Source organism: Synechococcus sp. CCAP 1479/9 (genome assembly GCF_019038535.1).
GTDB lineage: Bacteria > Cyanobacteriota > Cyanobacteriia > PCC-6307 > Cyanobiaceae > Cyanobium.
Window position 1 is genome coordinate 12,599 of sequence record NZ_JAFKRK010000026.1, and the last position, 15,626, is coordinate 28,224.

The 15,626-nt window shown below is 68.4% G+C and carries 11 protein-coding genes; 2 read left to right on the plus strand and 9 right to left on the minus strand.

Annotated features, from left to right (window positions below):
• Window position 1 precedes the first annotated feature (1 nt).
• The 7 genes from KUG38_RS11780 to KUG38_RS11810 form a co-directional block, all read right to left on the minus strand.
• Window positions 2-922, minus strand: a complete 921-nt coding sequence (locus KUG38_RS11780; RefSeq protein WP_216921832.1) for a LysM peptidoglycan-binding domain-containing protein — start codon at window positions 920-922, stop codon at window positions 2-4.
• Window positions 923-1,114: 192 nt separating this feature from the next.
• Window positions 1,115-1,657, minus strand: a complete 543-nt coding sequence (locus KUG38_RS11785; RefSeq protein WP_216921834.1) for a hypothetical protein — start codon at window positions 1,655-1,657, stop codon at window positions 1,115-1,117.
• Window positions 1,658-1,741: 84 nt separating this feature from the next.
• A complete protein-coding gene (locus tag KUG38_RS11790; protein ID WP_216921836.1) occupies window positions 1,742-5,047 on the minus strand; it encodes an efflux RND transporter permease subunit in 3,306 nt (1,101 codons plus the stop codon).
• A 6-nt stretch (window positions 5,048-5,053) separates the two neighbouring features.
• Window positions 5,054-6,205, minus strand: coding sequence for an efflux RND transporter periplasmic adaptor subunit (locus tag KUG38_RS11795; protein WP_353617798.1), 1,152 nt, complete (start codon window positions 6,203-6,205; stop codon window positions 5,054-5,056).
• A gap of 76 nt (window positions 6,206-6,281) precedes the next feature.
• Window positions 6,282-6,566: a hypothetical protein gene (locus KUG38_RS11800; protein ID WP_216921841.1), complete on the minus strand. Its 285-nt coding sequence runs from the start codon at window positions 6,564-6,566 to the stop codon at window positions 6,282-6,284.
• On the minus strand, window positions 6,566-9,976 hold the full coding sequence (locus KUG38_RS11805; RefSeq protein ID WP_216921844.1) for an efflux RND transporter permease subunit: 3,411 nt from the start codon (window positions 9,974-9,976) through the stop codon (window positions 6,566-6,568). Before KUG38_RS11805 ends, KUG38_RS11800 begins: the two co-directional genes overlap by 1 nt.
• 10 nt (window positions 9,977-9,986) lie before the next feature.
• Window positions 9,987-11,150, minus strand: a complete 1,164-nt coding sequence (locus KUG38_RS11810; RefSeq protein ID WP_286195965.1) for an efflux RND transporter periplasmic adaptor subunit — start codon at window positions 11,148-11,150, stop codon at window positions 9,987-9,989.
• A 54-nt stretch (window positions 11,151-11,204) separates the two neighbouring features.
• On the opposite strand from KUG38_RS11810, the gene KUG38_RS11815 reads away from it, so the two are divergent.
• The gene (locus KUG38_RS11815) at window positions 11,205-13,439 is read left to right on the plus strand and encodes an AAA family ATPase (RefSeq protein WP_216921847.1); all 2,235 of its coding nucleotides are present in this window, start codon (window positions 11,205-11,207) and stop codon (window positions 13,437-13,439) included.
• A gap of 75 nt (window positions 13,440-13,514) precedes the next feature.
• On the opposite strand, the gene KUG38_RS11820 is transcribed toward KUG38_RS11815, so the two are convergent.
• A complete protein-coding gene (locus KUG38_RS11820) occupies window positions 13,515-14,225 on the minus strand; it encodes an alpha/beta hydrolase (RefSeq protein ID WP_216921850.1) in 711 nt (236 codons plus the stop codon).
• 199 nt (window positions 14,226-14,424) lie between these two features.
• Here KUG38_RS11820 and bcp point away from each other — a divergent pair, with 199 nt between their 5' ends.
• Window positions 14,425-14,892: a thioredoxin-dependent thiol peroxidase gene (gene bcp / locus KUG38_RS11825; protein WP_094586497.1), complete on the plus strand. Its 468-nt coding sequence runs from the start codon at window positions 14,425-14,427 to the stop codon at window positions 14,890-14,892.
• Between the two features lie 8 nt (window positions 14,893-14,900).
• On the opposite strand, the gene KUG38_RS11830 is transcribed toward bcp, so the two are convergent.
• Entirely contained in the window at window positions 14,901-15,626 is a 726-nt protein-coding gene (locus KUG38_RS11830) for a type III pantothenate kinase (protein ID WP_216921853.1), read from the minus strand.

The window sequence follows — 15,626 nt, forward strand, 5'->3', positions numbered from 1 at the left end:
TTCAGGGGGCCAAGGGGGCGGAAGGCGGCGCCACCGTCGGGCCGGTCGGGTCGGTGACGTTGGCGCAGAGATCCAGCACGATCTGCTGACCCAGCGACCGCCCCAGCGGCACGGTCCAGGGCTCCCAGGCGCCGTTGACCAACCAGGCCTGGCGGAGGCTGCTGCAGTGCACCGCCACCGCCGTCGCCTGGGCCCGCATCGGCCCCACATCCGCCTGGGTGGGTTGCACCAGCGTCACCCGCACGCCGCCGGGATGGAGCTTCCAGCCGCCCCAGTCGACGAGGGTGTTGCCGTAGAAGCGCCAGCGCACCGCCTCACCCGGCTTCGGCGGCAGGGGCGAAGGGGGTGCGGTGGGGGCCGGAGCCGTCACGGCCGGGGGAGTGGTCGGGGCCGGGGAGGCGGTGGCCGTGGGCGTCGGCGTGGCGGGGGCGGCCGGCTTCGCGGTGGCCGAGGGCTTGGTCGTGGTGGTGGGCTTGGCGGTTGACGAGGGCTTCGCGGTGGGCTTGGCCGTGGCCGCCGCAGAGGCTGGGGGCAGCTTCAGCCAGGCGCCCAGCTTGAGCTGGTCGGGCTTGAGCCCGGGGTTGGCCTTCTGAAGGGCCGCCACGGTCGTGCCATGGCGCGCCGCCAGCAGAGCCAGGGTGTCTCCGGCGCGCACCTGCACGAGCCCCTTCGATGGCGGCAGTTTGAGCTGCTGGCCGATCTGCAGCTCCTCGGGCTTGGTGATCCTGTTGAGGCGCATCAACTCCTGCACGCTCACCCCGTACCGGGCGGCGATGGCCTCCAGCGTGTCTCCCTGGACAACCTTCACGCTGCGGGCGGGCGGAGCCCCCTGGCTGAAGGCCACGGGGCTGAAGCCGAGCCCGCTGAAGGAGAGAAAAAGGGCGGCAAGAACAGCCCCGGACGCCGATGCATGTCGACCCATGATTCCCTCACTTCCTGCACAAGAAAGCTACCAGAACCGGACACCATCCCAGAATCAGCACATTCCAGACCCTGCAGATCGTGGCCCTGACCGTTGAACGCAACGTCGCAACATGTCATCAAACAGGCATAGAAATGCCCGACGACGACCCTCTGATCGGCCTCTGATCGTCAGCCCCTCAGCCGCAGGGCTTCAAGGCGCCGACGCCGCCATCAGGAAGGGCGGCGCCGCCGACGGCGGGGTGTCCGCCGCGCCCGCCTGCGGGCCCCCTTGCCGGCCAGCGGCGCCATCGATCAGGGAGGCCAGGGCCAGGGCACCATCGATCACCACCAGCACGGCCCAGACCAGCACCAACAACAGCTCCGCCAAACCTGTCCGCTCCGGGACCTTGAAGGGTGGGACTGGCACCGAGGGCACCACAGACACGGCCGGCTCCGGGGGAAGCGTTGCCGCCAGCGCAGGCTCCGTGAGCTCCGGCAACGCGATCTGAGGCTCCGAGACCTCCGGCTCCAGGGGCTCCGGCGTGGCGATCTCCGTGATGACGACCGCACTCAACCGGGGCAACGGCTCGGGTGGGGACCCGGCAGGCACGGCGGGGCTGGCCAGCTCAGGACGGGCCTGAAACAGCAGGGCCGTGGGCGGCTCGCCCGGCACCGGCCAGGGCGGGCGGGCGGGGCGCCGGCCCCTGGTCTTGGCGTGCTGCTCCCGCAGCCGTTCGGCAAGCGTGGGCAGCATGGGATCGATCCTCCATCTCCTGTAACGATCCTCACGGCCTGGCCCGGCCGCCGCAATGGAGCCGGCGGGGCACTCCATGTTTCGTCACAACGAACCGCTGGGCTGGTCCGGGGCGGCGGCCAGATCCTCCCCCTCTGGGTCGGACTCGCCGAACCAGCGGGCCTCCAGGGCCTTGACCACCACATAGAAGGGGGGCACCACCCCCAGCGACAGCACGGTGGCCACCAGCAGGCCGCCGAAGATCACCGTGCCCAGGGACTGCTGGCTGTTGGCCCCGGCCGTGGTGGCCACCACCAGGGGCAGGAAGCCGGCCAGGGCGGCGATGGCCGTCATCAGGATCGGCCGCAGCCGGGACTCGGCCGAGGCGATGGCGGCCTCGGCGGCGGTCATGCCCTCCTTCATGTGCTGCTCGGCCACCTCGACGATCAGGATGCCGTTCTTGGCCGCCAGCCCGATCAGGGTCACCAGACCCACCTGGGCATAGATGTTGAGGTCGATCGAGCGCAGCGCCAGAAACACCAGGGCGCCGAGCATGGCCAGGGGCACGGTCATCAGGATGATCACCGGCGTCACGTAGCTCTCGTACTGGGCCGAGAGCACCAGATAGACCACCAGGATCCCCAGGCCGAACACCAGGACACTGGCGTTGCCCGCCGACAGCTGCAGGGCGGCCAGACCGGTGAAGGCGTAGCCGATGTTGTTGAAGTCCTGGGCGTGGAACAGGTCCTGGATCAGCGTCAGGGCCTGCCCGGAACTCTTGCCGACCGCCTCAGCCCCCTGGATCAGGATGGTGCGATAGAGGTTGAAGTGGCTGATCACCGGCGGCGCGCTGGTGAGCTCGGCGGTGGCGAACTCCGACACCTGGACCAGCTTGTCATCCCTGCTGCGCACGTAGAAACTGAGAACATCCTCCAGGGATTTGCGGTTGGCGGCCGCCGCCTGCACATAGATATTCCTCACCTGGCCGCTCTCGTAGGTGAGGCCCGAGTAGTTGCTGCCCGCCAGCACGGCGATGGTCTGCATCGCCTGCTGGAAGTCGATGTTGAGGGCCCCCACGATCGAACGGTCGATCTTCAGCCCGAAGGCCGGCGCACTCGGGATGAACTGGGTGTAGAGGGTGGAGAAGCCGCCGCTGGCCGTGCCGGCCTGGATCAGCTGCTTGGCCTGGTCATCGAGCTGGTTGAAGGTGAAGGCCCCGTTGCTGAGGTCGTTGAACTGGAAGTAGAAGCCCCCCTGGGCCGAGAAGCCAGGAATCGCCGGAGGCTGGGCCGCCACCGCCATGCCGGAGCTGATCTGGCTGAGTTTGGCGTTGAGCCGGTTGATGATCGCCGGGGCCTTCTGGTCGGTGCCGCTGCGCTCCTCGAGGGGCTTGAAGCCGAAGAAGAACACCCCCTGATCGGGGCTGGCGCCGTTGAAGCCATAGCCGCTGACCACCGAGCCGGCGATGATCTCCTCCTCGGCATTGAGCACCTTGGCCACCTCCAGGGCGGTGCCCTGGGTCTGGCTGAGGGAGGCACCGTTCTGGAGCTGGAAGATGCCCATGCCGTAGCCCTGGTCCTCCTCGGGGATGAAGGCGGAGGGGAGGGCGGTGAAGGCGAAAAGGGTGAGGGCGATGCCGGCGCCCAGTCCCACCAGAATCCAGCGGCGCCGGGCGATCAGGCCCCCCACCATTGCGGCGTAGCCACGCTCCAGGCGCGTGAAGAAGGCGTTGAAGCGGCTGAAGATCCAGACCAGATTGGCGCCGGCGAGCACACCGCCAACCACGCCGATCACGTAGGTGATGCTGCCGAAGGAGGCGGCACTGAAGCGGCCGAAGGCCAGACCCACCACCACCCCGCCGATGATCCCCACCACCCGACCGGGAGGTGCTGATTTCTGGCTCCTCAGCAGCAGGGCCGAGAGCATGGGAGAGAAGGTGAGGGCGTTGAAGGCGGAGATCGCGATCGAGAAGGCGATGGTGAGGGCGAACTGGCGGTAGATGATGCCGATGCCGCCGGGATAGAACGCCACCGGCACGAACACCGCCATCAGCACCAGGGCGGTGGCCACCAGGGCGCCGAACAGCTCGCCCATGCATTCCATGGCGGCCTGACGGGGACGCATCCCCTTCTCCAGGTTCTTCTCCACCGCCTCGATCACCACGATGGCGTCATCCACCACCAGGCCAGTGGCCAGCACCAGGCCCAGCAGGGTGAGCTGGTTGATCGAGAAACCGAAGATCTTGACGAAGGCGAAGGTGCCGATCAGGGAGATCGGAATCGCCAGGCTGGGCACCACGGTGGCCCTCCAGTCCTGCAGGAACAGGAACAGGATCAGCAGCACCAGCACGATGGCCAGGCCGAGGGCATCCACCACCCCCTCCACGGCCGACTCGATGAACTGGCCGATGTTGTAGATCTCGAACACCTTGACGCCCGGGGGGACGCTCTGGGTGAACTGGTTCATCACCTGCACCACCTGGTTCGAGACATCGAGGGCGTTGCTCTCGGGGGTCTGGAAGACGGCGACGGTGATCGAGGGGTGGCCTTCGATGCTCACCGCCTGCTGGGCGAAGGTGTTGGTGCCGTAGGTGGCTTCGCCGACATCCTTGAGACGCAGCAGGTTGCCGGTGGAGGTGCGGCCGACGATCAGGTTGTTGAGCTCCTCGACGGACACCAGGTTGCCGTTGTTCTCCACCAGGATCGGGTAGGCGAACTTCTGGCTGCCCGCGGCCGGCGGTCCGCCCACCAGACCACCGATCGCCACGGTGTTCTGGCTGGCCACCGCATTCACCACCTGATCGGCGGTGAGGTTGTTGGCGGAGAGCTTGTTGGCATCGACAAACAGCCAGAAAGCCGGATTGCTGCCCCCCAGCAGGTTGACGGTGGCCACCCCGGGCACCCGCTCCAGCTGGAAGTACAGGTTCTGATAGATGAGGCCGTTCAGATAGGAGGCGTCGAACTGGCCTTCCGTCGAGGAGACCTGATAGGCCAGCAGGATCGACGGGGTGCTCTGCATCACCGACACCCCGGTGGCCTGCACCTGCTGGGGCAGCTGGGGCATCGCCAGGGAAACGCGGTTCTGCACGTTCACCTGGTCGATGTTGATATCGGTGCCTTCGTTGAAATAGACCTGAATCGTGCTCGTCCCAGACATATTGCTGGTGGAGGAGATATAATTCGCGCCCGGAACGCCGTTGATCTGCTGCTCGATCGGGTTGGTCACCGCCTGCTCGGTGACCAGGGAATTGGCCCCTCCATAGTTGGAGGTCACCTGGATCAGGGGTGGGGCAATGTTGGGGAGGTTCTCGATCGACAGCGTGGGGATGGCGATCAGGCCCACCAGCACGATCAGGATGCTGCAGACGGTGGTCAGAACCGGCCGCTTGATGAAGTTATCGGAGAACGACATCGGAGTTCAGCTCGCCGCAGGGGCCGGGGCCGTAGCCGTAGCCCGCCGCACTGGCATGCCGGAGCGCAACAGGGCCGTGTTGCTCACCACCACCTCATCGCCTTTGGTCAGGCCGGAGAGCACCGGATAGGCATTGTTCTGCAGCTTGCCCAGCTTCACCGCCGTCTGGACCACCACCGGCGTGGTGCCAGGGAGCTTTTCCAGCTTCTGCTTCTGGGCGGGCAGCAGCTGATCGGAGGCCTTGATCTGGGGCAGGACCGTGGAGAGGGGCAACACCCGATACACGAACGGCTGCTGGGCCTGCATCATCACCGCCTCCACCGGCACCGCCAGCTGGTCGCTGGTGCCGGTGATGATGCGGTTGCGCACGTACTGGCCCGTCTTCAGCACCCCCGTGAGATTGGGGAATTCCGCCTTCACCAGCACCGTGTTCGGCTGGCCCGAGGACTGGGTGGCATTGGCGAAGTAGGGGGAGACGAACACCACCCGGCCCACGCCCCGCACCGGAGGATTGCCCTGGCTCTCCACCTGGACCGGCTGGCCGATCTTCACCTGGCTGGACTGGGTGGCCGGCACATCCATCAGGGTCCAGAGGGAGGAGTTGTTGACGATTCCCGTGATCGCCTGGCCCTGGCGCACGTAATCCCCCAGCTTGACTGAATCAAGGTTGCCGATCTGACCGTCGATCGGCGCGGTGACGAACTTGTACCCCAGGGTGGCGGCACTGGAGCGGGCCTGGTCGCGGCTCTGGATCGCCTGGGTGATGTAGTAATCCCGGTCCTTGGTCGAGACGGCCCCCTGCTCGTTCAGGAAGACATAGCGCTCGGCGTTGACGCGATCCTTGATCGCCTCGGCCCGGTCGGAATCAAGGGTGGCCGACTCCTGCACGTTGTCGAGCACAAGAATCGGCTGACCCGCCTTCACCTGCTGGCCCTCCCTGGCCAGGATCCGCACCACCCGGCCATCCGACTGGGGCCGCATCACCACGTTGGACGTGGACTCAATGGTGCTGATCGTCTCGATGCCCGGCGTGAAGCGGAACTCCCCCACCGTCACCGTCTGCACCACCAGGGGCGGCCTGGCCTCAGGGGCGGCGGAGCCGCAGGCGGCCAGCAGCCACGTCAGGGGGAGGAGAGAAGGGAGAGCCTGCCAGCGCACCGGACCGGGTTCATACCTCCGCAAGGTACCGGAAAAGGCCCGACCGCCCCACTGGGCCGGAGCGCCATGCGGCCCCTCAGCGGCGCGGTCCGGGTCCACCGCCCCGGCCATGGTGCCGGTGGTAGTCGGGCTCCGGGTTGGATTCCTGCAGCTGGCGCACCGCCTCCACCGCCATACCGGCCACCGCACCGAAGCCACCGAGCACCACCGTGCTCCAGAAGAGGGCCTGGGGGGTGACCCGCAGGGGGGTGTGCTCGACGATGGAACGCAGGAACAGGGCGATGGCCAGGCCCACCACACCGGTGAGCATGCCGGCGCAGAGCACCCGGCGGCCGCTCAGCGGTGGGCAGGGGGCCGGCATCAGGACCCCAGGCCGGGGGAGGCTTCGGCCTCGGCGGGCGGGGATCCGGCGGTGAGCTGCTTCATGACGACGTAGAACACCGGCACCACGAACAGGGACAGCACGGTGGCCACGGCCAGACCCCCGAAGACCACCGTACCCAGGGAAGCCTGACTGCGGGCACCGGCACCGCTGGCAAACACCAGGGGCAGGAAGCCGAACAGGGAGGAGATGGCGGTCATCAGGATCGGCCGGAAGCGGGACTGGGCCGAGGCCCGCGCAGCTTCCAGGGCGGATTCACCCTCCTGCATGCGCTGGTTGGCGAGATCGACGATGAGGATGCCGTTCTTGGCCGCCAGACCGATCAGCATCACCAGGCCCACCTGGGCATAGATGTTGAGAACTTCACCCCTCAGGTAAAGGAAGGCCAGGGCCCCGAGCATGGCCGTCGGCACGGTCATCAGGATGATCAGGGGATCGCTGTAGCTCTCGTACTGGGCCGAGAGCACCAGGTAGACGGTGAGGATGCCGAGGGCGAAGATCACGATCGCCAGGGCCCCTGCCGCCACCTCCTCCCGGGAGATGCCGGTCCAGTCGAAACCGACCCCGGAGGTGGAGAGGTTGTTGAAGAGGTCCTGGATGTCCTTGATCGCCTGGCCGGAGCTGCGGCCCGGCAGGGCGGACCCCTCCACCTTGATGGAACGGAACAGGTTGAAGCGGGGAATCACCGACGGCCCCGTGGTCGATTCGACCGTGATGAACTCCGACAGGGGGATCTGGTCGCCGCTGGCATTGGGCACATACAGGGACTTCAGCTGCTCCGGATTGGCTCGGTAGCGCTCATCGGCCTGGACGAAGATGCGGCGAACCCTGCCGGCATCGAAGGTGTCGTTGACATAGAAGGAGCCGATGTTGAAGCTGAACGTCTGCATCGCCGTGCCGTAGTCGACCCCGAGGGCCGCCATGCGGTCCCGGTCGACGAGGATCTGCAGCTGGGGGGCCTCGGGGGAGAACTGGGTGAACACCCGATCGAACAGACCGCTCTGGTTGGCCTTGCTGACCAGCTGGGTGGCCGCCGCGAAGAAATCGGCCGAGGAAAGCGCACCCCCACTGCGGTTAAGCATCTGCATCTCGAAGCCCGCACCGGTGCCGTAGCCGGGGATCGCGGGGGGTTCGACGACGATGATGCGGGCCTCCTGGATCACCGAGAGCTTGCGGTTCAGCCGCTGGGTGATCGCCGCCACCGACTGCTCATCGGAGGTCCGATCATTCCAGTTGCGGGTGCCGAAGAAGAACAGGCCCCGGTTAGGGGCGTTGCCATCGAGGCTGGCGCCGCTGAACACCGCCGCCGTGGTGATGTCCTTCTCGCTGCGCAGGATTTCCGCCACCCGCTGGTTGATGCGGCGCGTCGTCTCCAGTGAGGCGCCGTCAGGGCCCTGGACGATACCGATGGCGTAGCCCTGGTCTTCGACGGGAACAAAGCCTGTCGGGATCGAGGTGAAGGCGAAACCGGTGAGCACAATGCCGCCGGCCAGCAGGGCCATGATCAGCCGGCGCTTGCCCAGCACCCAGGCCAGACCGGCTTGGTAACGCCGCTCGATGCCGGCATAGATGACGTTGAAGCGGCGGAAGATGAACGGGGCACCCCAGCCGAGCAACCCGCCGATCAGCGTGTAGATCAGCACCTCCAGCGGGCTGTTCAGCTGTCCCAGCATCACGGCCGCGACGGCACCGCCGATGGCGAAGGGCAGCCGCAGCGGCAGCCGGGTGAGCAGGTGCAGGCCGAAGCCGATCGCCGCGGCCAGGGCCAGAACGCCGAGGGCCACCAGGATGCCGCCGCCGCTGGCCAGAAGCCCGTAGACGAAACCGATGAACACACCGGAAATCGCGTAGGTGCGGCGGCTGGGCGGCTCACTCTCCCGGGCCAGCAACAGGGCCGAGAGCATCGGCGAGAAGGTGAGGGCGTTGAAGGTGGAGATCAGGATCGAGAAGATGATCGTGGCGGCGAACTGCTTGTAGATCGTCCCGGTGGCTCCGGGGAAGAACAGCACCGGCACGAACACGGCGAACAGCACCAGGGAGGTGGCGATGACGGCGCCGAACAGTTCATCCATGGTGGCCTTGGCACTCTCCAGGGCGCTGAGGCCGGAGCCCTTCTTGGTGGAGGTGTCCTCGATCACGGTGATGGCGTCATCCACCACCAGGCCCGTCGCCAGCACCAGGCCGAACAGGGTGAGCTGGTTGAGGGTGAAGCCGAAGGCCTTCACGAACAGGAAGGTGCCCACCAGGGCCACAGGAATGGCGATGGCCGGCACCAGGGTGGCCTTCCAGTTCTGCAGAAACAGGAACAGGATCAGCACCACCAGCACCACCGCTTCCCGCAGGGCGGTGGTGACCCCTTCGATCGAAGCCTCGACGAATTCGGTGTTGTCGTAGATCTTCTGGATCGTCATGCCCACCGGCAAGGTCTCGGCAAACTCCTTGATCACCTCCTCCACCCCGTTGGAGACATCGAGGGCGTTGCTGCCGGTGAGCTGATAGACCGCCATGCCCACCGAAGGGACACCGCGCAGATCGGTGGCCTCGATGTCGAAGGATTCACCCCCGAGGGTCACCCGCCCCACGTCCCGCAGACGCACCAGGCCACCGTCGGCGGTGGAGCGCAGGATCATCGAGCCGAATTCCTCCGTGGTCCGCAGCCGGCCCTGCAGCTGCACGGTGAGGGTGAACTGCTGGCCCTCGGGGGAGGGGGCACCGCCGATGCGGCCCACGGGCACCAGCCGGTTCTGGCTGCGCAGGGCCGCCACCACGTCAGCGGCGGAGAGCTTGTTGGCGGCCAGACGGTCCGGATCCAGCCAGAGGCGGAAGGCCAGCTGGCGGTTGCCGAAATAGGTGAGCTCGCCGACACCGGGCACCCGCCGCACCGCATCGGTGAGGTTCTGATCCAGCAGGCCGCTGATGGTCTCGAGGCTGTACTGGTTCTTGGGATCTTCGCTGGTGAAGTTGTAGACAAGCAGGATCGAGTTCGAAGCCTTGTTCACCGTGATGCCGGACTGGCGCACCTCCTCCGGCAGGCTCGGCTGGGCCAGGGACACCCGGTTCTGGACGTTCACCTGGTTGATGTCACCGTCGCTGCCGCTGGCGAAGGTGACGGAGATGGAGCTGGAGCCATCGGCCGCACTGGTGGAGGTGATGAACTCCATGTTCTGCACCCCGTTGATCTGCTGCTCGAGCACGCTGGTGACGCCCTGCTCGACGCTGACCGCGTCAGCCCCCACGTAGCGGGAGGTCACCCGCACCGTGGGCGGGGCGATGTCCGGCAGGCTCTCGATCGGCAGCAGCGGAATCGCGATCAGGCCGGCGATCACGATCAACAGGCTGCACACCGTGGTGAGCACCGGCCTGAGGATGAACGTGTTCGAAGGAGACATCAGGCTGGGCTCAGTTGACCTTGACGGGCGCGCCGTTGCGGAGGTTGATCAGGTTCGTGGTGATCACGCGGGTGCCGGGCTGGAGGCCCCTGAGCACCGGATAGCGGTTGTTCTGCAGGGGGCCCAGCTGCACCGGCGTCTGCAGGGCGAAGCTGGTGCCGGCGGGGAGTTTGCGGGCCACCGCAAGGTCGGTGCGGCCGGGGCGCCGCTCCAGATCGGCCAGGCTGCCCACCTCGTAGACGAAGCTCTGGCCGGAGACCTGGGTGACGGCGGCGAAGGGAACCGAGAGCTCCTGGCGGCTGTCGAGGATCAGCCGGGTGCGGGTGCGCAACCCGGTGCGCAGGACCCCGCCCGGATTGGCGAACTCGGCCTTGGCCAGCAGGGACTGGGTGCCGGCCACCACACCCGGATCGAGGGAGCCCACCACCCCCTGGGCCATCGGCTTGTTGGTGGCCGGATCCATGAGGATCACCGTCTGCCCCACCCGCAGCCGATTGGAGAACACCGCCGGCACATCCACCCGGGCCATCAGCCGGTCGTTGCGGATGATCGTGGTGAAGGGGTCGCCGGCGGCGATCACATCCCCCAGCTTCACCTGCACGTCGCCGACGGTCCCGGCGATGGGCGCCTTGAGATCGCGGAAGGCCAAATCGGCCCGGCGCGCCACCAGGTCCTGCCGTGAGGAGAGGTAGCGCTGGCGGAACTCGTCCCGCTGGAAGGCGCTGGCGGCCCCCTGCCGCACCAGGTATTCGTAGCGCTCGTAGTTGAGCTTGTTGGTCTGGACCTCCGCCTCCAGGCGGGCCACATCGGCGCGGGCCTGGGCCTGGTCGAGCACCAGCAGGATCTGGCCGGCGGACACCTTGTCGCCCTGGCCCACCAGGAGCCGCTCGATCCGTCCGCCGGCCTGGGCCGCCAGCCGCACCTCCTCGATGGCTTCAAGGGTGCTAACGGTGTCGACGTTGTCGGTGAAGGGGGCCAGGGTGGCCGGCTCGGCACGCACCGACAGCGGTGGCCGGCCCGGGGGAGCCTCCGCCTGGCAGGCCCCCAGCAGGGCCGCGGCGAGAAGGGCGGCGGCGGCGGGGAGGGGGTTGGGGGAGCGTCGCAGGCGCCCCGTGGGTGCCCCGGGAAGAGGCGGCCTGCTCGGATGGCCGATCACGGGTTCAGCGACGATCAAGGCTTCCGCCAGACCGTACCGCTCCAGAGGCTCTGTCGGCGAGATGATGGGGCGGTGAGTGATCTGTTCTGGCATCAGGGCGAGCAGGCCAGGCGCAGGATCGCCCCGCTGGCGGATCGGCTGCGGCCGCGCAGCCTCGACGACTTCGTGGGCCAGGCGGCGATCCTGGGCCCGGGGCGGCTGCTGCGTCGCGCCATCGCCGCCGACCGGGTCGGCAACCTGATCCTGCACGGCCCCCCCGGCACCGGCAAGACGACGCTGGCGCGGATCATCGCCGGCAGCACCCGGGCCCACTTCAGCAGCCTCAACGCCGTGCTGGCGGGGGTGAAGGACCTGCGCGCCGAGGTGGACGCCGCCAAGCAGCGGCTGGAACACCACGGCCTGCGCACGATCCTGTTCATCGATGAGGTGCACCGCTTCAACAGCGCCCAGCAGGACGCCCTGCTGCCCTGGGTGGAGAACGGCACCGTGACCCTGATCGGTGCCACCACCGAAAACCCCTACTTCGAAGTCAACAAGGCCCTGGTCAGCCGCTCCCGCCTGTTCCGCCTCCAGCCCCTGGAGCCGGAAGACCTGCGCCTGCTGCTGCAGCGGGCCCTGGCCGATCCCGAACACGGTTACGGCCAGCGCCACGTCGAGCTCTCCGAGGAGGCGGGTGCCCACCTGCTGGACGTGGCGGGGGGCGATGCCCGCAGCCTGCTCAACGCCCTCGAGCTGGCGGTGGAGACCACCGAAGCCGATGCAGGCGGCGTGATCCGCATCGACCTGGCCATCGCCGAGGAGTCGATCCAGCAGCGGGCGGTGCTCTACGACAAGCAGGGGGATGCCCACTTCGACACCATCAGCGCCTTCATCAAGTCGATCCGGGGCTCCGACCCCGATGCGGCCCTGTTCTGGCTGGCGCGGATGGTGGAGGCCGGCGAGAACCCGCGCTTCATCCTGCGGCGCCTGCTGATCTCCGCCGGTGAGGACATTGGCCTGGCCGATCCCCAGGCGATGGTGGTGGTGGAGGCCTGCGCCGCGGCCTTCGACCGGGTGGGGCTGCCGGAGGGGCTCTACCCCCTGGCCCACGCCACCCTCTATCTGGCCGGCACCGAGAAGAGCAACAGCAGCCTCGGCTTCTTCGATGCGGTGAAGGCGGTGCGCGAAGCCCGGCGCCAGCAGGTGCCCGCCCATCTGCGCGATGCCAACCGGGACGGCGAGGCCTTCGGCGATGGGGTGGGCTACCGCTACCCCCACGCCTATGCCGACCACTGGGTGGCGCAGCAGTACCTGCCCCAGTCCCTGCAGGGGGAGGTGTTCTGGCAGCCGGGGGCCCTGGGCTGGGAAGGGGGACTGCGGAAACGGCTGCAGCAGCGCCGGGCCGCCCAGCTGGCCGCCGCGGCCGAAACGGCCGCCGACGACCGCGGCGACCTGCTCAGCAGCAGCCCGGACGACCCCCTGCTCAACCGCTGGCTGCAGCGCCAGGCCGGGGCGGAGGGCGAACGGCTCGACCGCCTGCGGCGGCGGTTCTGGGAGGACGCCGCCATCGGCCGCCTCGACCGGGTGCTGGTGCTGGAGGCCCACTCCCTGCTCTGGGCCCTCGATCCGCTGGAGGCGGCCAGCGAGGGGGAGGTGGTGCTGGCCACGCCATCGGCGGCCGTGCTCGATCGCCTCCAGGCCCAGCTGCAGTTGCTGGATCAGTTGCGGCGCCCCCGCCTGCTGGCCGCGGCCCCGGAGACGCCCGACCCCCTCCGGGCCCAGCTGGAACCATGGCCCCAGGCGGAGGGGCGCTTCGAATGGATCGCGGCGCGCCAGCCCTGGCGCGGCTGCTCGCCGGAGCAACGGCGGACCTGGCTGGAACTGCTCACGGACCTGGCGGCCCCCGGCGCCCGGGCCCAGTTGCTGTTCACCCATCCCCTGCTGGGGCCGGCGGGCAGCCTGCGCGCCCTCGTGGGCCGCAGCGCCAGCGGCGCGACGCCGGCTGTGCTCGAGACGGCGGCCGAGCTGGAACGGGAGTGGCTGGCGGCCGTCGCCGATCAGGCCGATCACGTGCAGGAGGGCCTGGAATCCCTCGGCTGGAGCGTGCAGCGACGCGTCTGGGAGGAGGCCCTCGAGCTTCCCCTCGGCGACGCCCTGCTGGAGCGCTGGTTCGGCAAGGGGGCCAGCTACCGGAAGCAGCTGACCCCGGCGCTGGCTGCCGCCGGCCGTAAGACCCTCGAAGCCCTGTTCCGGGAGCGGCGTGGGACCGCGCTGCCCCAGCCCCTGGGGCACACCCTGCTGCTGGCCCGGCGCGGCGCCGGGCCATGAAGAGGGGGCCATGAAAAAAGCCCCGGCGAAGCCGGGGCTGCAAGGCGTTGGGGGAGAAAAGTCTCCCCCGGTGGCTCACCAGAGGCCGCGGACGGGCTGATCCATCACGGGAGCGGGAGCAGCGGGGGTTTCCCGGACCATGGCGACGGGGTCGGCCATCTGGTTGGCCTGGATGCAGGCGGGCAGGAAGACGTACCAGGAGAGCAGCGAGGTGCACTGGGCGGTACCGGGTGCGCAACGACCTTCTGCACAGATGTTCTGCGCACCGGTGTAGGTGTTGCAGAAATCAGCAAGGCGGAAGTCGGTGGGCAGGGCCTTCATGATGCCGGCCGAGGAGATCGAGCCGTCCTTGGCATCGGAGATGATCGCCGACCGCAGAGCCTGAACCGCATAGGTGTTCATGCTGTAGTACGGGAAGTAGCTGTTGGTGGCGTTCTTCAGGAACTTCACACCCGCATCGGAGTAGAGGAAGCGGGACACCCCCACCAGATTGACCGAGTAGGTCTTGGTCATGCCGGACTTGACCTCGTCGGAGGTCCAGCCGGAGCGGGCCAGACCGCCCTCCAGGCCTCGGTCCGTGATGTCACCGGAACCCAGGAAGGTGTCGAAGGCCGCCTGGTTGGTGGACCACACGGCGCCGCCGGTGTTCCAGCGGACGGGCAGATCGTTGTCCACGGCCGCGGAGGCGGGAAGCACGGAGGCGGTGATGGCCGTTCCCACAAAGAGACCGGCGAGAATTCTCTTGAACACGGGAGGTGATGTTGACTTCGCTATCAACCTAAGCATTGAAGGTGATTCTGCCTACATCATGTGGGCAGTTTCTTTGCCTCCCCACACACAACGGAATGAGACTCCCCCCGCCGGGGCCCTGGGATGTGGGACCAGGCGCACCGGACTGGACCCGGGGGCGGGACCCGGTGGGAGGCCCCATCCAGGAGCTTGCCCCTAGGGTGAAGTGGTTGTCATTCGCTCCAAGGTTCAACCCATGGCCCTGCAGGTGGGAGATCCAGCCCCCGACTTCACCCTCCCCGATCAGACCGGTGAGGCCGTCTCCCTCGCCGGGCTGAGGGGCCAGCGGGTGGTGATCTACTTCTACCCAAAGGACGACACGCCGGGCTGCACCAAGGAGGCCTGCAACTTCCGCGACCGCTGGAGTGCCTTCGAAACCCACGGCATCCGGGTGCTGGGGATCAGCAAGGACGGCGCGACCAGCCACGGCAAGTTCGTCGCCAAGTACGACCTGCCCTTCACCCTGCTGACCGACGCCGAGCCCTGTCCCGTGGCCGAGGCCTACGGCAGCTACGGGCTCAAGAAGTTCATGGGCAAGGAGTACATGGGCATGATGCGGCACACCTTCGTCGTCGACGCCGAGGGCAAGCTGGAGCGCATCTATCTCAAGGTGAAGGCCGAGGAGATGGCCGATCAGATCCTCGAGGACCTGGGCCTGGCCTGAGCCGAGCCTTACGGCGCAGCGGGACGCAAAGCCATCAGCGCCTCCAGACAGAGCTCGGGGTGGTGCGTCAGGGCGTCCTCCCCCAGCTCCGGCCACCGCCGCAGCAGCGGCAGCAGGGCGGGCCCGTCACCGCCGGTGAGCACGATCCGGCAACGCGGCTCCTGCACCCGGGCCTGGCGCCCAGCCTCCCGCACCGCGGCGGCCAGACCCTCCACCACCCCCCGTCGCATCGCCGCCGCCGTGGCCAGCGGCCAGTCCTCCTCGCCGGCCGCCAGGTCCCCCACCAGGCTGGGCAGTGCCGCGGTGCCCGAGCCCATCGCCCCCAGCTGCAGCGCGGCCCCCGCCATCAGCCGGCCGCCGCTGAAGCGGCCCTGCCCGTCCACCCGGGTGAGGCTCAGCACCGTGCCCGCATCGGCCACCAGCACCGGGCCGCCGCACAGCCGGGCCGCCCACCAGCCCGCCAGGGCCCGGTCGATGCCGAGCCAGGGGGGTGATCCGGGCAGGGGCACGTCATCCAGCTGCAGTCGTGACGCGGCTGGCAGGGCGGCCTCCGGGGGCACCGGACCCACCGCCGCCCAGGCCAGGGGCGGTTCCACGGCCGAGGTCGGCGTCGGCAGATGCACGAACCGCAGACCGGCCTCGGTCAGACCGCCCTCGCCGCCGTCCCCGTCGGCCAGGGCCCAGTGCCAGCGGCTGTTGCCGATCAGCAGCCAGCGGGGCTGGCGCCCCGGCAC

Bases quoted from the DNA above. Each gene is read 5' to 3' on its own strand.
- KUG38_RS11780 (WP_216921832.1), bottom strand. From the start codon at position 922: ATGGGTCGACATGCATCGGCGTCCGGGGCTGTTCTTGCCGCCCTTTTT.
- KUG38_RS11785 (WP_216921834.1), bottom strand. From the start codon at position 1,657: ATGCTGCCCACGCTTGCCGAACGGCTGCGGGAGCAGCACGCCAAGACC.
- KUG38_RS11790 (WP_216921836.1), bottom strand. From the start codon at position 5,047: ATGTCGTTCTCCGATAACTTCATCAAGCGGCCGGTTCTGACCACCGTC.
- KUG38_RS11800 (WP_216921841.1), bottom strand. From the start codon at position 6,566: ATGCCGGCCCCCTGCCCACCGCTGAGCGGCCGCCGGGTGCTCTGCGCC.
- KUG38_RS11805 (WP_216921844.1), bottom strand. From the start codon at position 9,976: ATGTCTCCTTCGAACACGTTCATCCTCAGGCCGGTGCTCACCACGGTG.
- KUG38_RS11820 (WP_216921850.1), bottom strand. From the start codon at position 14,225: ATGCTTAGGTTGATAGCGAAGTCAACATCACCTCCCGTGTTCAAGAGA.
- bcp (WP_094586497.1), top strand. From the start codon at position 14,425: ATGGCCCTGCAGGTGGGAGATCCAGCCCCCGACTTCACCCTCCCCGAT.